This is a genomic window from Nonomuraea ceibae, assembly GCF_019396325.1.
In the GTDB taxonomy this organism is placed as follows: domain Bacteria; phylum Actinomycetota; class Actinomycetes; order Streptosporangiales; family Streptosporangiaceae; genus Nonomuraea; species Nonomuraea ceibae.
In genome coordinates this window covers 48433-63556 of the sequence record NZ_JAHKRO010000021.1, presented here as the reverse complement: position 1 = coordinate 63556, position 15124 = coordinate 48433, and the positions used below count along the sequence as shown (strand labels likewise).

The 15124-nt window shown below is 68.6% G+C and carries 13 protein-coding genes; 7 read left to right on the top strand and 6 right to left on the bottom strand.

The window, feature by feature from the left end; all coding sequences use genetic code 11:
* Nucleotides 1–2: 2 nt before the first annotated feature.
* Nucleotides 3–1445, bottom strand: a complete 1443-nt coding sequence (locus KME80_RS16570) for an amidase (protein ID WP_219506106.1) — start codon at nt 1443–1445, stop codon at nt 3–5.
* Nucleotides 1446–1475: 30 nt separating this feature from the next.
* Nucleotides 1476–2321, bottom strand: coding sequence for a mycofactocin-coupled SDR family oxidoreductase (locus KME80_RS16565; protein ID WP_219506104.1), 846 nt, complete (start codon nt 2319–2321; stop codon nt 1476–1478).
* Between the two features lie 220 nt (nt 2322–2541).
* On the opposite strand from KME80_RS16565, the gene KME80_RS16560 reads away from it, so the two are divergent.
* From KME80_RS16560 to KME80_RS16540, 5 genes are read left to right on the top strand one after another with little or no spacing between them, the layout of a single operon-like run.
* Nucleotides 2542–3876 (top strand): flavin monoamine oxidase family protein, encoded by a 1335-nt coding sequence (locus tag KME80_RS16560; RefSeq protein WP_219506102.1) that lies wholly within the window; start codon nt 2542–2544, stop codon nt 3874–3876.
* A 16-nt stretch (nt 3877–3892) separates the two neighbouring features.
* On the top strand, nt 3893–4795 hold the full coding sequence (locus KME80_RS16555) for an enoyl-CoA hydratase (RefSeq protein ID WP_219506092.1): 903 nt from the start codon (nt 3893–3895) through the stop codon (nt 4793–4795).
* A complete protein-coding gene (locus tag KME80_RS16550) occupies nt 4795–6030 on the top strand; it encodes an acyl-CoA dehydrogenase family protein (protein WP_219506090.1) in 1236 nt (411 codons plus the stop codon). The genes KME80_RS16555 and KME80_RS16550 overlap by 1 nt, the downstream gene beginning before the upstream one ends.
* On the top strand, nt 6027–7127 hold the full coding sequence (locus KME80_RS16545) for an acyl-CoA dehydrogenase family protein (protein WP_219506088.1): 1101 nt from the start codon (nt 6027–6029) through the stop codon (nt 7125–7127). Before KME80_RS16550 ends, KME80_RS16545 begins: the two co-directional genes overlap by 4 nt.
* Nucleotides 7124–8677: a long-chain-fatty-acid--CoA ligase gene (locus KME80_RS16540; protein WP_219506086.1), complete on the top strand. Its 1554-nt coding sequence runs from the start codon at nt 7124–7126 to the stop codon at nt 8675–8677. The genes KME80_RS16545 and KME80_RS16540 overlap by 4 nt, the downstream gene beginning before the upstream one ends.
* A 167-nt stretch (nt 8678–8844) precedes the next feature.
* Here KME80_RS16540 and KME80_RS16535 read toward each other — a convergent pair whose 3' ends face one another.
* Nucleotides 8845–9459 (bottom strand): carbonic anhydrase family protein, encoded by a 615-nt coding sequence (locus tag KME80_RS16535; protein WP_219506083.1) that lies wholly within the window; start codon nt 9457–9459, stop codon nt 8845–8847.
* 433 nt (nt 9460–9892) lie between these two features.
* Nucleotides 9893–10270, bottom strand: a complete 378-nt coding sequence (locus KME80_RS16530) for a hypothetical protein (RefSeq protein WP_219506082.1) — start codon at nt 10268–10270, stop codon at nt 9893–9895.
* A 221-nt stretch (nt 10271–10491) separates the two neighbouring features.
* Here KME80_RS16530 and KME80_RS16525 point away from each other — a divergent pair, with 221 nt between their 5' ends.
* Both KME80_RS16525 and KME80_RS16520 read left to right on the top strand, forming a co-directional pair.
* Nucleotides 10492–11694 carry a cytochrome P450 gene (locus KME80_RS16525; RefSeq protein ID WP_219506080.1) on the top strand — a complete coding sequence of 401 codons (1203 nt, stop codon included), beginning with the start codon at nt 10492–10494 and terminating at the stop codon, nt 11692–11694.
* A 266-nt stretch (nt 11695–11960) separates the two neighbouring features.
* Nucleotides 11961–12332, top strand: a complete 372-nt coding sequence (locus tag KME80_RS16520; RefSeq protein ID WP_219506078.1) for a VOC family protein — start codon at nt 11961–11963, stop codon at nt 12330–12332.
* A 765-nt stretch (nt 12333–13097) separates the two neighbouring features.
* On the opposite strand, the gene KME80_RS16515 is transcribed toward KME80_RS16520, so the two are convergent.
* Both KME80_RS16515 and KME80_RS16510 read right to left on the bottom strand, forming a co-directional pair.
* Nucleotides 13098–13793 carry a hypothetical protein gene (locus KME80_RS16515; protein WP_219506077.1) on the bottom strand — a complete coding sequence of 232 codons (696 nt, stop codon included), beginning with the start codon at nt 13791–13793 and terminating at the stop codon, nt 13098–13100.
* Between the two features lie 171 nt (nt 13794–13964).
* A complete protein-coding gene (locus KME80_RS16510; RefSeq protein WP_308125791.1) occupies nt 13965–15005 on the bottom strand; it encodes an NAD(P)-dependent alcohol dehydrogenase in 1041 nt (346 codons plus the stop codon).
* Nucleotides 15006–15124 lie beyond the last annotated feature (119 nt).

Here is a 15124-nt window from a genome sequence, read left to right as displayed (position 1 = left end):
GGTCATCGCGCGCCGTGCGGAGGGCGGCGGTCCGCCCACGGCATCGCGGTCTCGAGCTGTGCGCCGACCCGGAGCAGCAGGTCCTCGCGCCCGTAGGCGGCGGCGAGCTGCACGCCTTGAGGCATGCCGTCGGATCGCTGATGGAGCGGCAACGAGATCGCGGGCTGACCCGACACGTTGAACAGCACGGTGTTCTGCAGGATCCACATCGCGACCGACGCCGAGGGGTCGTCGGCGTCGGCGCCGAGCTGCCCGATCTTGGGAGTAGGGACCGGGATCGTCGGGGTCACTAGCAGGTCCCAGCCGTCCTCCTCCCACCATCGCTCGATCTCTCGCGCCTGGGTGCGCAGGGCATCGATCCCGGCAGCGTAGGTGATGGCGCTGACCTTACGGCCCTGCTCGATGTAGGCCCAGGTGGCCGGTTCGACGTCGGCCTCGACAATGGGCCGCCCGATCTGCTCGCCGAGCCAGTCGAACTCACGGGCGATCACGACGCCGACGCACTTGAACCACTCCATCGGCCACATGCCCTCGCGCAGCACCTCCGGATAGCCGTCGGACACGTCGTGTCCGAGGTCGGCGAGCCGGTCGGCGACCGCCCGGGTCGCCGCCACCGACTCGGGGTCGATCGTGATCTGACCGGTCGGATCGACGGCGAGCACGCCGATGCGCAGCCGCCCGGGATCGGCGCCCACCTCCGCGGCTAACGGGCGCAGCGGCGGCGGCGCCCAGTAGCCGTCGCCGGGCCGGTGCCCGCTCACCGCGTCGAGCATTCCCGCCGCGTCACGGATCGAGCGCGTGATCAGACCCTCTGTGGCCATCCCGCAGACGGTGTCGGACTCGACCACCATCGGCCCCGACGACACGCGTCCGCGGGTCGGCTTCAGCCCCACCACCCCGCACTGACTGGACGGGCTGCGCACCGACCCGCCGCCGTCATTGCCGTGCGCCACCGGCACCATGCCGGCCGCGACCGCCGCGGCGGAACCGCCGCTCGACCCCCCGCACGAGTGATCGATGTTCCACGGGTTGCGGCACGGGCCCCAGGCCAGAGGTTCGGTGGACTCGTACATCCCCATCTCGGAGGTGCTGGCCTTGCCGATCAGCACGAATCCGGCCTCGCGCATCCTCTCCACGAAATAGGAATCATGGTCGGAGCGGTATCCGGCGGCCTTCACGCCGGCGCAGCCCGCTGAGTAGGGATCGCCCTTCGAGTGCACGGTGAGATCCTTGAGCACGTAAGGCACGCCCGCGAACGGGGCGTCCCTGGGCACCCGCGCCGCCTCGTCCCTGGCCTTCTCGAAGAGCGGGACGATCACGGCATTGATCACGGGGTTCACCGCCTCGATCCGGCCGATCGCCTGTTCGACCAGCTCGGCGGGGGTGGCCTGGCCGGTACGGACGAGTTCGGCCTGTGCGGTCGCGTCCAGATATGCCTCGGACATGGGGTCCTCCTTGCAAGGGGGTTGATCGGGTCAGAGGTTGGCGCCGGCGTCCACGAAGTGCCTGGCGCCGGTCACTCCGCGCCCGTCGTCGGACACCAGATAGAGGACGGCGTTCGCGATGTCGTCGGCCTCGAGTGCCCCGAACGGCAGTTTGCTGACGGCGCGGACGGCCTCGTCGAAGTCCGCGCGGGTTGGATTGTCCAGGTCAGGGCGGAATGCACGGTACGTGGCATCGTTGAGGATCATGGGCGTGACCACCGTGCCGGTGTGGACGGTGTTGACTCGGATGCCGTGGGGGGCCAGTTCTCTGGCCAAAATGCGCATGAGGGGAACGAGCCCCGCCTTGGCCGCGCTGTAGTGCGCGAGGTTCTCATAGATGCCGTCGGTCGCGGCGGAGCTGGTGATGACCACGGCGCCGCCACGTCCCCCTTCGACGATGTGCGGCACCGACACCTTGAGCGTCTTCCAGACGCCGGTCAGGTTGATGTCGATCATCTCTTGCCAGACCTGTTCGCTCATCTCCAGGCTGGACGCGGGGCTGGAGATGCCGGCGTTGGCAACCACGATGTCGAGCCTGCCGAACTCCTTCATCCCCTGCTCGACCGCCCGCTTCAGGGCGGCCAGGTCGCGCACGTCGGCGGCCGCGTGGACGGCCCTCCGCCCGTGCGCCTCCACCAGGCGAGCCGTCTCGGCCAGGTCCTCGGTGGTGCCGAGGGCATAGGGAACGCTGCCGACCTCATCGCCGATGGCGCCGGACGCGCCGACGTCTGTGGCGATGATGTCGGCGCCTTCCTGTGCGAGCCGCACGGCATGGGCGCGTCCCTGCCCTCGAGCCGCGCCGGTGATGAAGGCGACCTTGTGGTCCAGCCGTCCCATGCCGTGTCCTCTCACTGAGCCTCAGGGGCCTCAAAGGCCAGGTCATTCGACTTGGTCATGCGATCAAGTGTTCACAGTCTCTGGGCGGCCATATCTCACTGTCAAGGGCTTGACGTGCATCAACAGACGCCTTTCGCAGTTACCGTCAGAGCTTGACAGGCCGATCGGCGGCAGAATAATGGGCACTAAATCTAGTCACGTGACCAACATTGGAGCGCCCATGCCCCCTGATGTGGATGTCGCCGTCGTCGGAGCCGGCCTGGCCGGGCTCACCGCGGCTCGGGCGCTGCGGGCGGCCGGGCAGAGCGTGATTGTGCTCGAAGCCCGAGACAGGGTCGGCGGCCGCATCTGGAGCGAACAGACCCCGGACGGCGTCACCCTCGATCACGGAGGCCAGTGGATCGGTCCTGGTCAGGATCGGGTCGCCACGCTCGCCAAGGACCTCGGGGCCGAGACGTTCCCTACCTACGCCGAGGGCGAGACCCTCTACTGCATCGCCGAGCGCGGGCGCACCGAGCTGCCGGAGGCCGACGCGGCCCTCCTGGAGCTCGATCGGATGGCCTCATCGCTGCCGGCCGGCGAGCCGTGGACCGCCCAGGGCGCCGCACGATGGGATGCGCAGACCCTGTGGAGCTGGCTGGTGTCCCGCACCCGCGACCAAGCGTCCCTGGCGCTGCTCCGCCTGCTGACCACAGGAATCTTCACAGTGGAGCCGGACGAACTGTCGCTGCTCCACGTGCTGATCTACATCAGGTCGGCGGGGTCACTGACGGCGCTCGTACGCGACGCCCAGGAACGGCGCTTCCTCGGCGGCGCCCAGACCCTGGCCGATCGGATCGCCGATGAGCTGGGAGCAGACACCATCCGCCTCGGGCAACCGGTCCGGGCTATCGAACAGGACACCCGCGGCGTCACCCTCCGGGTGGCCGGGCCCGCTGCGCGTGACGCGCCCGTCCGGAACGTCACAGCCCGGCGCGCCGTCGTCGCCGTCCCGATCGCGCTCGCCGACCGGATCGCCTTCACGCCAGCGCTGCCCGTGGCCCGCGCGCAGCTCCACCAGCGTGCCGCGCCGGGCGTGACGATCAAGGCGCATGCCGTCTACGACCGGCCGTTCTGGCGGGAGCGCGGGTTGAACGGGCGCTCACTGACCGACGACGGCCCCGTGTCGGTCACGTTCGACAACTCGCCGCCGGACCGACCGATGGGCGTCCTCGTCGGCTTCGTCGAGGGCGACGAGGCCCGCCGACTCGGCGCCCTGGACAGCATCGCGCGCCGCCGGATCATCCTGGGCTGCCTCGCCGCGTCGTTCGGCCCGCAGGCCGCGCTCCCCCGCCACTACACCGAGGTGAACTGGTCACAGGAGGAGTGGACCCGCGGCTGTTACGGCTCCAACCTGCCCCCGGGCGCCTGGACCCGATACGGCGCCGCGTTGCGCGAGCCGTGCGGGCTCGTCCATTGGGCCGGGGCCGAGACTTCCGAGATCTGGATGAACTACATGGACGGCGCTGTCCGCTCCGGTGAGCGGGCCGCCGCCGAGGTCCAGGCCGCCCTCTAAGCGAAAGGCCCCCCTCATGAGCCGTTTCCTGACCTACGCCACCGAGAACGACGGCCGGATCGCCGTCATCACCCTGAACCGCCCCCGCCAACGCAACGCCCAGAATCGAGGCCTGCTGGTCGAACTGGACGAGGCCTTCAGGCGCGCGGAGGCCGACGACACCGTCCGCGTCGTCGTGCTGCGCGGTGCGGGGCCCGCGTTCTCCGCCGGCCACGACCTCGGCTCGGCGGAGGACCATGCCGAACGCGCCCCGGGCCCCGGGCAGCACCCCACCTACACGCGCGACGGCGGGACGCGCGCCGGCGCGGAACGCCGGATGCTCCAGGAATGGCACTACTACTTCGAGAACACCAAGCGCTGGCGCAACCTCCGCAAGATCACCGTCGCGTCCGTGCACGGGCCGGTGATCGCAGGCGGGCTCATGCTGATGTGGGCGTGCGACCTGATCGTCGCCGCGCGGGACACGACCTTCGCCGACGTCGTCGGCACACGGCTCGGCATGTGCGGGCTGGAGTACTTCGCCCACCCCTGGGAACTAGGCGCCCGGCGGGCGAAGGAACTGCTGCTGACCGGCGACTCCATCGACGCCGACGAGGCGTACCGCATCGGCATGGTCAGCAAGGTCTTCGATCCCGATCGTCTGGCGGACGACACGCTCGCCTTCGCGCGACGGCTGGCTGCCGTCCCCACCGTGACCGCGCTGCTGATCAAGGAGTCGGTCAACCAGACCGTCGATCAGCAGGGTTTCACCAACGCCCTCGCCTCCTGCTTCACCCTGCACTCGCTCAACCATGCCCACTGGGCCGAGGTGAACCCCGACGGGCTGCCGCTCGGCACCGAGGAGGCGGGCCTGCCCGGTCGGCGGGAGGCGGGACCGATTCCGCCGGCCCGCAAGAACGAGGCCAGGGCGGCAGGCTGATGGACCTGGCGAGCACACCACGTACCGAGGCGTTCCGGTGCGGCGTGCGGCGCTTCCTCGCCGAGCACCTGCCGCCGGGCTGGCGCGGCCTCGGCGCGCTCAGCGTCGCCGAGCGCGCGCGTTTCACGCCACGATGGCGGGAGACGCTGCGCGAGCACGGCTATCTGGGCGTCGCGTGGCCCGAAGAGTACGGTGGCGCGGGCCTTTCGACGCTGGAGCAGAGCGCGCTTCAAGAGGAGTTCGTCCGCGCGGGCGTGCCACTGCTGCCGTTGCCGACCGATCCGTTCGGGTTCTCGCTGATAGGGCCGACGATCTTGCGCTGGGGCACCGAGGAGCAAAAGCGCCACTTCATTCCCCGCATCCTGTCCGGCGAGCACCGCTGGGTCCAGGGCTATTCCGAGCCCGACGCGGGCAGCGACCTGTTCGCGTTGCGCACGTCCGCCCGCCTAGTGGACGACGCCTGGGTCGTCAACGGTCAGAAGGTCTGGCAGACGGCCGGCGACTCCGCCAACTGGATCTTCGTACTGGCCCGGACCGAGCCGTCCGCCGCCAGGGCCCGTGGGCTGTCCTTGCTGCTGGTCCCGATCGAACAGCCCGGCGTGGAGGTCCGGCCCATCCGCACGCTGACCGGCGAGGCCGAGTTCTGTGAGGTGTTCTTCACCGACGCGCGGACGGACGCCGGCCATGTCGTCGGGGCACGCGGCGACGGCGCCAAGGTGGCGTTGACCCTGCTCGGCTACGAGCGGGGTGCCGCCTCCGGCGCCCTGTACGCGGGATACCGGGTCGAACTGGAGCGACTGATCGAGCTGATCCGGTCGCGCGGGCTGGACGCAGATGCCGGCGTCCGCCGACGGCTGGCCTGGTGCTGGTCGAAGGTCGAGATCCTGCGGGTCCTCGGCCTCAAGACCCTGGCCTCGGTGCAGGCGGGGGCCACCCCGGGACCGGAGTCGTCGATCCTCAAGCTGTACGCCGCGGAATACCATGCGCGGATCACCGAACTGGCGCTGGACCTGCTGGGTTCCGACGCGATGGTACGGTCGGGCGACCCAGGGGCCGCCAAGATCGGCGTGGACCCGCTGGGCACCCCCAACAGCCCCTCGGCCTGGCAGCACGCCTTCCTGACCGCCCGCGCCGGGACGATCTACGGAGGCTCCAGCCAGATCCAGCGCACCACCCTGGGCGAACAGGTTCTCGGGCTTCCCCGTGAGCCCCGCCCGGAAGGCGGCAGGACATGAGGTTCGGACCGAACGAAGAGCAGGCCGCCCTGCGAACCGCGATCCGGGAGATGCTGGCGGAGCACGCGAACGCCGCGCGCGCGGCCTACTCGCGGCCGGACTCCCGCCTGTGGGAACGGATGACGGGCGAGCTCGGACTGACAGCCGTGGGCGTGCCCGAGGAGTACGGCGGGACGGGAGCGAACTTCACCGACGTCGCCTTCGTCCAGGAGGAACTGGGGCGGGCACTGGCCCCGGTGCCGTTCTTCTCCTCAGTGGTGCTGGCGACCCGCGTCCTGCTGGAGTCGGGCGACGCTGGGATCCTGCTGCCTGACATGGTGGCTGGCAAGGTACTCGCCACCGCGGCGCTGGTCGAGGCTGCGGGAGATTGGACGTTCGCCGAGCTCTCCACCACTGCGCGACCGGATGGGGATCGCTGGATCCTGAACGGCGAGAAGCACTTCGTCACCGACGGCACAACGGCGGACGTGCTCCTCGTCCTGGCGCACGCACCGCAGGGTCCCACCCTCTTCGCGGTCCGCGTGGCGGCGCGTGTCGCGATGGACGCCCTGGACGCCACCCGCCCGCTCAGCACGGTAATCCTCCGCGGATCCTACGGCGACCTGGTCGGCCCGCCTGGTGGCGCGCTGCCCGTGCTTGACCGGGCGTTGCGCGCGGCCTCCATCGCGCTGGCCTGCGAGCAGGCCGGAGGCGCGGCCGCCTGTCTGGACATGGCCGTCGCGTACGCCAAGACTCGCGAACAGTTCGGCCGCCCGATCGGCTCGTTCCAGGCGATCAAGCATCTGCTCGCGGACGTGCTGGTGGACAACGAATCGGCCTCCGCCGCCGCCCTCTACGCGGCCTGGGCGCTCGACCACGCGCCCGGTGAAGCTCCCGCACTGGCCAACCTGTGCCAGGCGTTCAACTCGGACGCCTATGTCGCAGCGGCGAAGGCGAACATCCAGGTCCACGGCGGGATCGGATTCACCTGGGAGCACGACGCACACCTGCACCTCCGACGGGCCATCTCTGCCCGGGCGCTGCTCGGCCCGCCGGAGGCCCACCGCGAGCGGATCGCCGACCGCATCCTCAGCGCACCGACGGGAGAATCACGATGACAGCACCCGGTCACGGCATGACCATGAGCGACCTGGTCGCCAGGCACGCCCGAACCCGTCCCGACGCGGAGGCCCTGGTCGACGAGCGGCGCCGGCACACGTACCGCGAACTGGACGGGCGGGTGAACCGGCTGGCCGCCGCACTCGCGGCGCGCGGGGTGGGCAAAGGCGACCGGGTCGCGGTCCTCGGGCTGAACGGCGTCGAGGTCGTCGAGTCCTGGCTGGCGACCCTGCGACTGGGAGCGATCGCGGTGCCGGTCAACTTCCGGCTGGTGGCCGACGAGATCGCCTATGTGCTGCGCGACAGCGGCGCGAAGGCCCTGGTGTCCGATCTGGCGTTCGCGCCGGCCGTCGACCTGGCCCGCGGTTCAGCGCCGTCGGTGACGTCGGTCATCACGATCGGCGGCGACTACGACGACGTCCTGGCAGCGGCCGTGGACGAGACCGTGCCCGGCGGCGCGCACGACGACGATCCTGCGTTCATCATGTACACCTCAGGGACGACCGGCGCGCCCAAGGGCGCCGTGCTGACCCACCGGAACCTGCTGCTGCACGCGTTCAGCTCGATCGTCACGCAGGGCGGCACCGAGCCGTACGCCGTGTGGATGTCCGCGGCGCCGCTGTTTCACATCGCCGGCCTGTCGGGGCTGCTGCCAGTGTTCATCATCGGAGGCAAGAGCATCATCCCGCCGTCCGGTGGCTTCGACCCGGAGGCCACCGTCCGGACCCTGGACGTCGAGGGCGTCACGTCGTGCTTCATGGTTCCCGCCCAATGGCAGGCGGTCTGCTCGGTGCCCGGCCTGGACGGGCACGACCTGTCACGACTGCGGCGCATCTCCTGGGGGGCGTCGCCGGCCTTCACCTCCTTGCTCCAGACGATGATCGACAAGTTCCCGCAGGCCGACGTGTGCAGTGCGTTCGGCCAGACGGAATGCAGTCCCGTCACCACACTCCTGCGCGGTGAGGACTCGCTACGCAAGATCGGCTCCGTCGGCACCCCGATCCTCAACGTCGAGGTGCGCGTCGTGGACGATGCGATGAACGACGTACCCCGGGGTGAGATCGGCGAGATCGTCTACCGCAGCCCCATGGTCATGAAGGAGTACTGGAACAATCCCGCCGCGACGGCGGAGGCCTTCCAGGGCGGCTGGTTCCACTCCGGCGACCTCGTCCGCCAGGACGACGAGGGCTACTTCTACGTGGTCGACCGCAAGAAGGACATGATCATTTCCGGCGGGGAGAACATCTACTGCGCCGAGGTCGAGAACGCCTTGGCCGATCACCCCGGTGTCGCCGAGGTGGCCGTCGTCGGCGTGCCCCATCCCCGATGGGGCGAGACACCGCTGGCCGTCATCGTCCCCCGCGACCCGGCCTCGCCTCCCACCCCGGCCGAGATCGAGGATTACAGCAGGGCCCGCCTGGCTGCCTACAAACGTCCGCGCCACGTGCTGATCGTGGACGCGCTCCCCCGGAACCCCAGCGGCAAGGTCGTCAAGACCCAGCTGAGGGAACGCCACGCACGCGCAGGGTGCCGCGGCGTGGACGCATGATGGTCCCGCGGTGAGCACCGCGGCGGGCGGCATCTCCGGCCGGGCCGTCGCGGGCGCGCCTGGACGGCCGGCCATTCCGCGCGATTTCACGGAATGGCCGGCCGCCGAGTGTGTGCTCAGTTGAGGTAGATGTTGGGTGGTTGGGGGTTGCTTGCAGCCCACGCTTGTTACCGCTGGGACCCCACAGGTCGTGGACACCACTGATGTGGGACGAGGTCGCGGTGCCGTACTGGCTGAAGACGATCCAGTTCACCGGCTTGTAGTACACGTGGCTTGCGTCCGGGGTGGTGAAGCGAGCCGGTGTAGCGGTAGTAGCTGCGGCTTCCCGGCGGAGGGAGCAGCGCCTGGAGGTTGACGGCGAAGACGTTCTTGGTCGCGCCCACGGTGCTGGGCGGCTCGTGCAGGAGGTGGTCGTGTTCCGACCATCCGTTGTCACCGGTGTTCAGCAGCACGGACAGGACGACGTAGCCGAGGGCGGGGCCGTCCAGTTCGTGGACCAGGTGGGCCTCCAGCGGGGAGAAGCCCGGCTGAGAGGCGAACTTGTGCTCGGCGAGGCCGTGGTAGTGCACGTTCTTCAGCGTGTAGGTCTGGTTGCCGAAGACCACGTGTGACGGGGTGGAGCCGGTTGGCGTGATGGGGGTGAATCTGAGGTCGTCGTGGTCGCTGGGAGTTCCCCCGGTCGGCGCCTTGTCGTCGAGGGAGACGATTCCGTCGACGCTGAGGGCGTAGACGACGCTGAGCGCGGGCGCGCCATCAGGACAGGCGATCGAGGCGTCGATCACAACGGGACTGCTGACGGCCGAGTCGGTACCGGTGCCGGGGCAAGTGGGACTGTGCGCCTGCGCGCCGGCGGGGACCGCGACGAGGGCGAGGGGCATCGCTGCCGTTAATCGAGCGATCCGGGATAACAGGGTGCGAGAGCGTATGTGCGTCATTTCGACAGGAAGGGGGCGGTACGACAACCATAATTTACGATCTCGAAATTATCAATCAAGAAGGATCGCCATGAAATATACGACCAAACGTAAACGTCAGTTTACATTAATCGGGCGCTTCTGACGCCGACTCCCGGCCGGAGAGCGATCACCATGCCGATGACGCTGTCTGCTTCGGCGCAGCTACCGAGCATCCCGTCGGGCCACTTTCACGCACCGGCGGCACGACTGCCCCCTAGTGAAGCGGTTGCCCGCCTCGACGGCGGGCAACCGCATGCGGTCAGCAGAAGTACGCGCTGCCCTCAACCTTGAGCAGGTTGTCCCTGGACATCCACCCTGTCGTCCAGGTGCCTCCGATCCGGCCGAAGATCCATTCCTTGTTGTACCGGTTCTTCACCTTGCAGTGCGCCCAGAAGGTCTTCCCCTGATCGACCCGGGTCACGTTCGCACACTCCTGGGCCGGCGCGACCTTGAGGTTGTAGGTGCCCTTCAGCAGGAATTCTATGTCGGAGTTGTTCTGCACCGAGCGCGCGCTGCAAGGATTGGCGCCGACGTGAGCTGAATGCGGCGCGACTGCCGCACCGGCGGCAGGTGCGCCGGCAAGCAGCGTTGCGGTGAGCGTTACAGCGGTTACCGCCATTCCAGGCTGTCGTCGCATCGCGACTCCCTTTCTATTGTGGCCGGATTTGCGCTTGCAAAAAGGACTCTGAAGCGTTTTCAGGCAAAATATTTGCCGCATTGGCAAGAGGCGGGAGGAAAGCTTCGGCCAGGGGTCTGCTCGCGGACTCTCCGGCTTCACCTGGCCGCCTGGCTGTTGACAACGGACCTCCCGCCGTCTCAACTAGGTCATATGAACAGGTCGTCCGACCAGGAGACTGCATGAACATCGCCGAGCAGGGATTCACTGACGATCTCCACGGCTCGTACCGGCGCCTTCGGGAGCAAGCGCCGGCCTGCCCTGTCCACGCCGGCGCCGGCCAGGAGGTCTGGCTGATCACCCGATACGATGAGGTTCGGTCTCTGATCGCGGACAGCCGCCTCTCCAGCCAGGGCGAGGACGAAGAGGAAGACGGCGGCCTTGGGCTCTTCTTCACGCCGATCTCAGCCGGCATGGAGACCGCTGATCCGCCGAAGCACGAGCGACTTCGCGGATCGATCCGGACTCACTTCGGAGCCCGGGCGGTCGCATCCTGGCGGCCGGTGGCGGAGGAGGTCGCCGCGCGACTGGCCGCACGCATCGTCCCAGCGGGGAAGGCGGAGCTTGTTGAAGCGTTCGCCCGGCCGATGGCGCACGAGGTGATCTGCAGATTTCTCGGGCTGTCGCCGGAGGAGGTTGCCCGGCACGAAGGCAAGGCCCCGACCCTGGGGGTGGCGTGGCTGGAAAGGCTGGGTCCCTACCTGATCCGGGCGGCGCGCCAGGCGAAGGTGAGACCAGCTGAGGACGCGAGAGTCCTGGACGTCCTGGTGCAGCGTCAGCAGGAGGGCGTGATCAGCGAGGGCGAGGCTCTCACCAACCTCGTGCTCTTCCTCTCCGGACGGATTCTCGTCCAGGGCCTCATCGGCAACGGGATGCTGGCGCTGCTGGAGGACCCTGATCAGCTCCGCCTCCTTACTACCCGTCCAGAACTGCTGCCCTCCGCCGTTGAAGAACTCCTCCGCCATGCCGCACCGAACGAGCAGCAACTCGGCAGGATCGCGACCGAGGACGTGGACGTGGGCGGCGTGACGATTCCCAAGGGCGCCGTGGTGAGCCTCGCCATCGCGGCAGCGAATCGAGACCCACGCCGATTCCTCGACCCCGAACACCTGGACATCACCCGCTCGGGGACGCCTCATGTCGCCTTCGGCCATGGCCGACATTTCTGCCTGGGTGCGCACCTCTCGCGGGTGATCGCTCAGGTCGCGATCGAAACGCTTGTGCGAGAGCTTCCGGACCTGTCACTCGCCCGTAGGCCGCAGTGGCTGCCCCGCGAGTTGCCCGCACAGACGGTCTTGCACATGGTCCGCGAGCTGCCCGTGACGTTCACCGCTGCTGGAACCCACGGGGAGACCGGCCCCGCGCCCACGACATCTCCAACGTGAGAACGCCCGTGGCCTTCAAGGCACCCTTCGCCATCAGTCCTGCTCGTCCGGTTCTGCCCTGCGGGATCGGGACGGGCCAGCTCTCGATGTACTGCACGTACCGTCATCGTGGCGTGGGTCGCCATCGCCGTTCCACTTCACGACCGTGCTCAGCCTCGTCATGCTCTCGTACGGGCTCAAGAGGGCACCGCGATCGCCGACATGATCGCCATGACGGGCCGATCGAGCAAGCCTGACCAGTGCCATCAGACTGAAACGCCGGCTTGATGTCTTTGGTGGTGTCGGTTGACTGGCACGATGATCGAACTTCATGCCCGTCACCATTGACGCCGCCGACCCGTACGAGATCGCCAGCCCTTGGGAGATGGCGACGCGCCGGGCCACAACGCGGTCATGCTTCGGACCAAACAGGACCGTTCCGGCTGTTCATCCGCGTCCCTGAGGGCAAGAGCGTCAAGATGCGAGTGCGCCTCGACATCAAAGGGGTCCAGGGCAGAACTCGTGACCAGAAGGTCGAGCTACTGATCGAGCTGGGCGCGACCCTCTTCGATGACCTTCGCAATCCCGACAGCACCGGCTGGGTCACCATGCTCGACCCCGAAGAGCAACGAGACCTGCGCGGGCAGGCCTGCCGCTGAGGAGGAAGCCGCGGCGATTCGAAGAGCGATCACCGGCTGGATCGCGCTCGTGGCTGCATCATGACGGGGACCCGGTAGCAATGAAGAAATTTTCAACAAAGTTGCTTCTGACCTGCAATAACACAAGCTCCACCGACTAGCGTCTCGGTTTGATCACGGTGTTGGATCATGACGCTAAGGACGGTTTGCGGCTCGGGTGTCGGCCAGGGACTACGGCCGTACCTTCGCATCGTCAGCTCCGACGCCCGGGCCAGGCGCTCACCGCGGAGCAGGCCGAACTGCGTCACCGCCTGCAGAGCCAGCCCCACCCGAACGCGGAACTCCGATAGCGCACACGATCAGCCCCAGCGCCGCACAGGATGTCACGGCATCCTCGCCATCGATACGAGCCGCTCCCCTAAACGGGGTCAAAACACCAGGTCAGGAGGGATTACCTCCTCGCGCGGCCCGTCTCTGGCGTATACCGGCCGCCCCCTTGCAGAGGCGGAGGTAGTCGACGTAGATGCAGAAGATGAAGCTGGTCCAAGCCGCCATGAGCTTGGCCTGCACGGGGATCGGCGGGTTGTCGAGCAGGCTCGGGGTCTTCGTTCGGATGGTCATCGGTTCTTCTGTCGAGAGGAGCGGTCGTCCCCCGCCGGAGTGGCGCAGGTTCGGGCGTGAATACGCACGGATGGTGGAATCCGAGGCTGTGTGGTTGCATCCCCGGGCAGCCCGCCACGGAGTCCTCGCCAGCGTGCGCAAACCTCGGCGCCGCCCTCATCTCGGTCACGACCGGACGAGGCGCACGCCGGTCGCGAGCAGCCAGACGAGCCAGGCGACGGACCCTAGGAGCCCGACGAAAATCAGCGGCGAGCCGTCGGCGATCGCGAGGTTGCCCAGCCCCGCGGCGAGCGGCAGGCTCCCGCCCACCATGCCCAGCAGGCGCTGCCAAGCCGGAGTCAGCCCGCTCGCGTGCGCGGCGAGGGCCGAGCCGATGCAGGTGGCGCCGAGCATCGGCAGCGCCAGCGCGAACGCCGCCGCGTGCATCTGCCAGACGAGCCCGAACGCGGGCGTCGGCTCGGCGAGCCCGCCGGCGGAGAGCGCGAGCCCGATCTGCAGGACGTTGACAAGCACGAAGATCGCCGACAGCGTCGCGCCAGCGGCCAAGGCGAGGCGCGACCAGTCAGCGCCCGCTCCGCCGCGCCGCTCCACGAGGCCGTGCAGGCCCGTCACGAACACGAGCAGCAGCGGCAGGTACAGGGCTACCAGACCGGACACGATCGCGACCGCGTCGCGGTTGGCCGCGTAGTAGGCCAGCACTTCCTCGATCGGAGCGCCGTAGGGCAGCGCGCCCGTTACCGCAAACAACACGTTCTCTATCACCACCAACACCGCGAACGCGATCGCCGCGGCACCGACGAGCCGGCCTCGAACGAACCGCCTGCGGGCCGGCGTGGTGGCGGTGTTCTTCGGTGATCTCATCTCTTACTCCTTCGGTGCGGTCGGACGACCGGCGGGTTGTCGAGCAGGTTCGGGGTTTTCGTTGGGATGGTCATCGGTTCTTACTTTCGAGAGGAGCGGTTCGTCCGCCGGAGCGGCGGCAGGTTTGGGCGTGCACACGCACAGGTTGGGTCGTTCTCGTCGGTGCGGTCGTCAGACGGTGACGACGACCTTCCCTCGGGTGTGGCCGGCCGCGACGTGGCGGAGGGCGTCGGCTGCTTCGTCGAGGGGATACGTACGGTCGATGGCGGGCGTGACCTGCCCGGTCGTGAGCAGGTCGGCCAGGGTGAGCAGGTCCTGGCGCTTCCCGACCGACGTGAAGGGCTTCAGCCGCTGACGGGTGAACCCGGACAGCACGCGCGCTTTGACGATCCGGCCGAGGGGGCCGAGCCAGCGGCCGCCGCGTCCGCTGTTGGGGATGAGGGTGCCGGTGGGCGTCAGCGTTCGGCGGACAGCCGCCAGGGGCTGGGCTTCCACGTTGTCGAGGATGACGTCGTAGCGCTTCTCGGTGCGGGTGAAGTCGGTTTCGGTGTAGTCGACGACGTGGTCGGCGCCGAGCGACCGGACCAGGCCGACGTTGCGGGTGCTGCACACACCCGTCACCTCGGCGCCGAAGGCCTTGGCGATCTGTACGGCGAAGGAGCCCACGCCGCCCGACGCGCCCGTGATCAGCACCGTCTGGCCCGGTCGAACGTTCGCGATGTCACGCAATGCCTGCAACGCCGTCATGCCCGATGTGGGCACCGCTGCCGCGTCCACGTCCGACAGGTTGGCAGGCATGGACACGAGGTGGTCCGCCGGGACGCAGGCGTACTCCGCGAGCGTTCCTGTGGTGCTCCAGCCGAACACCTTGTCGCCGGGTCGGAGAGCGGTGACGTCCTTCCCGACCGCCGCCACCACGCCAGCGAGGTCCCTGCCAGGAATGCCGTGGCGCGGCCGGCCGAGCCCGAACACCAGGCGCACCACGTACGGCTCACCGGTCATGACGAAGTAGTCGCCAGGATGTACTGAGGTCGCGCCCACCTGGACGAGCACATCGCCTCGACCGGGCAGCGGTAGCCCGACCTCGGACGGCTTGAGCACTGAGGGCGGGCCGTAGCGGTGCTGGACGGCGGCCCGCATCGTCGCCGCCCCGGCCGGACTCGCCGCCGGCACCAGGCCGTCTCCGGTATTCGATCGCTGTTCGATCCCCACGGAAGCCTCCTCCTCCGAGCCGCGCGCTCGCTGGCTCGTACACCGTACGTCGTACGCCGTACGAGTGCGTCTGCTGTACTATGTTCGTACGCTGTACGAATTGTCAATCTGTACGAGCA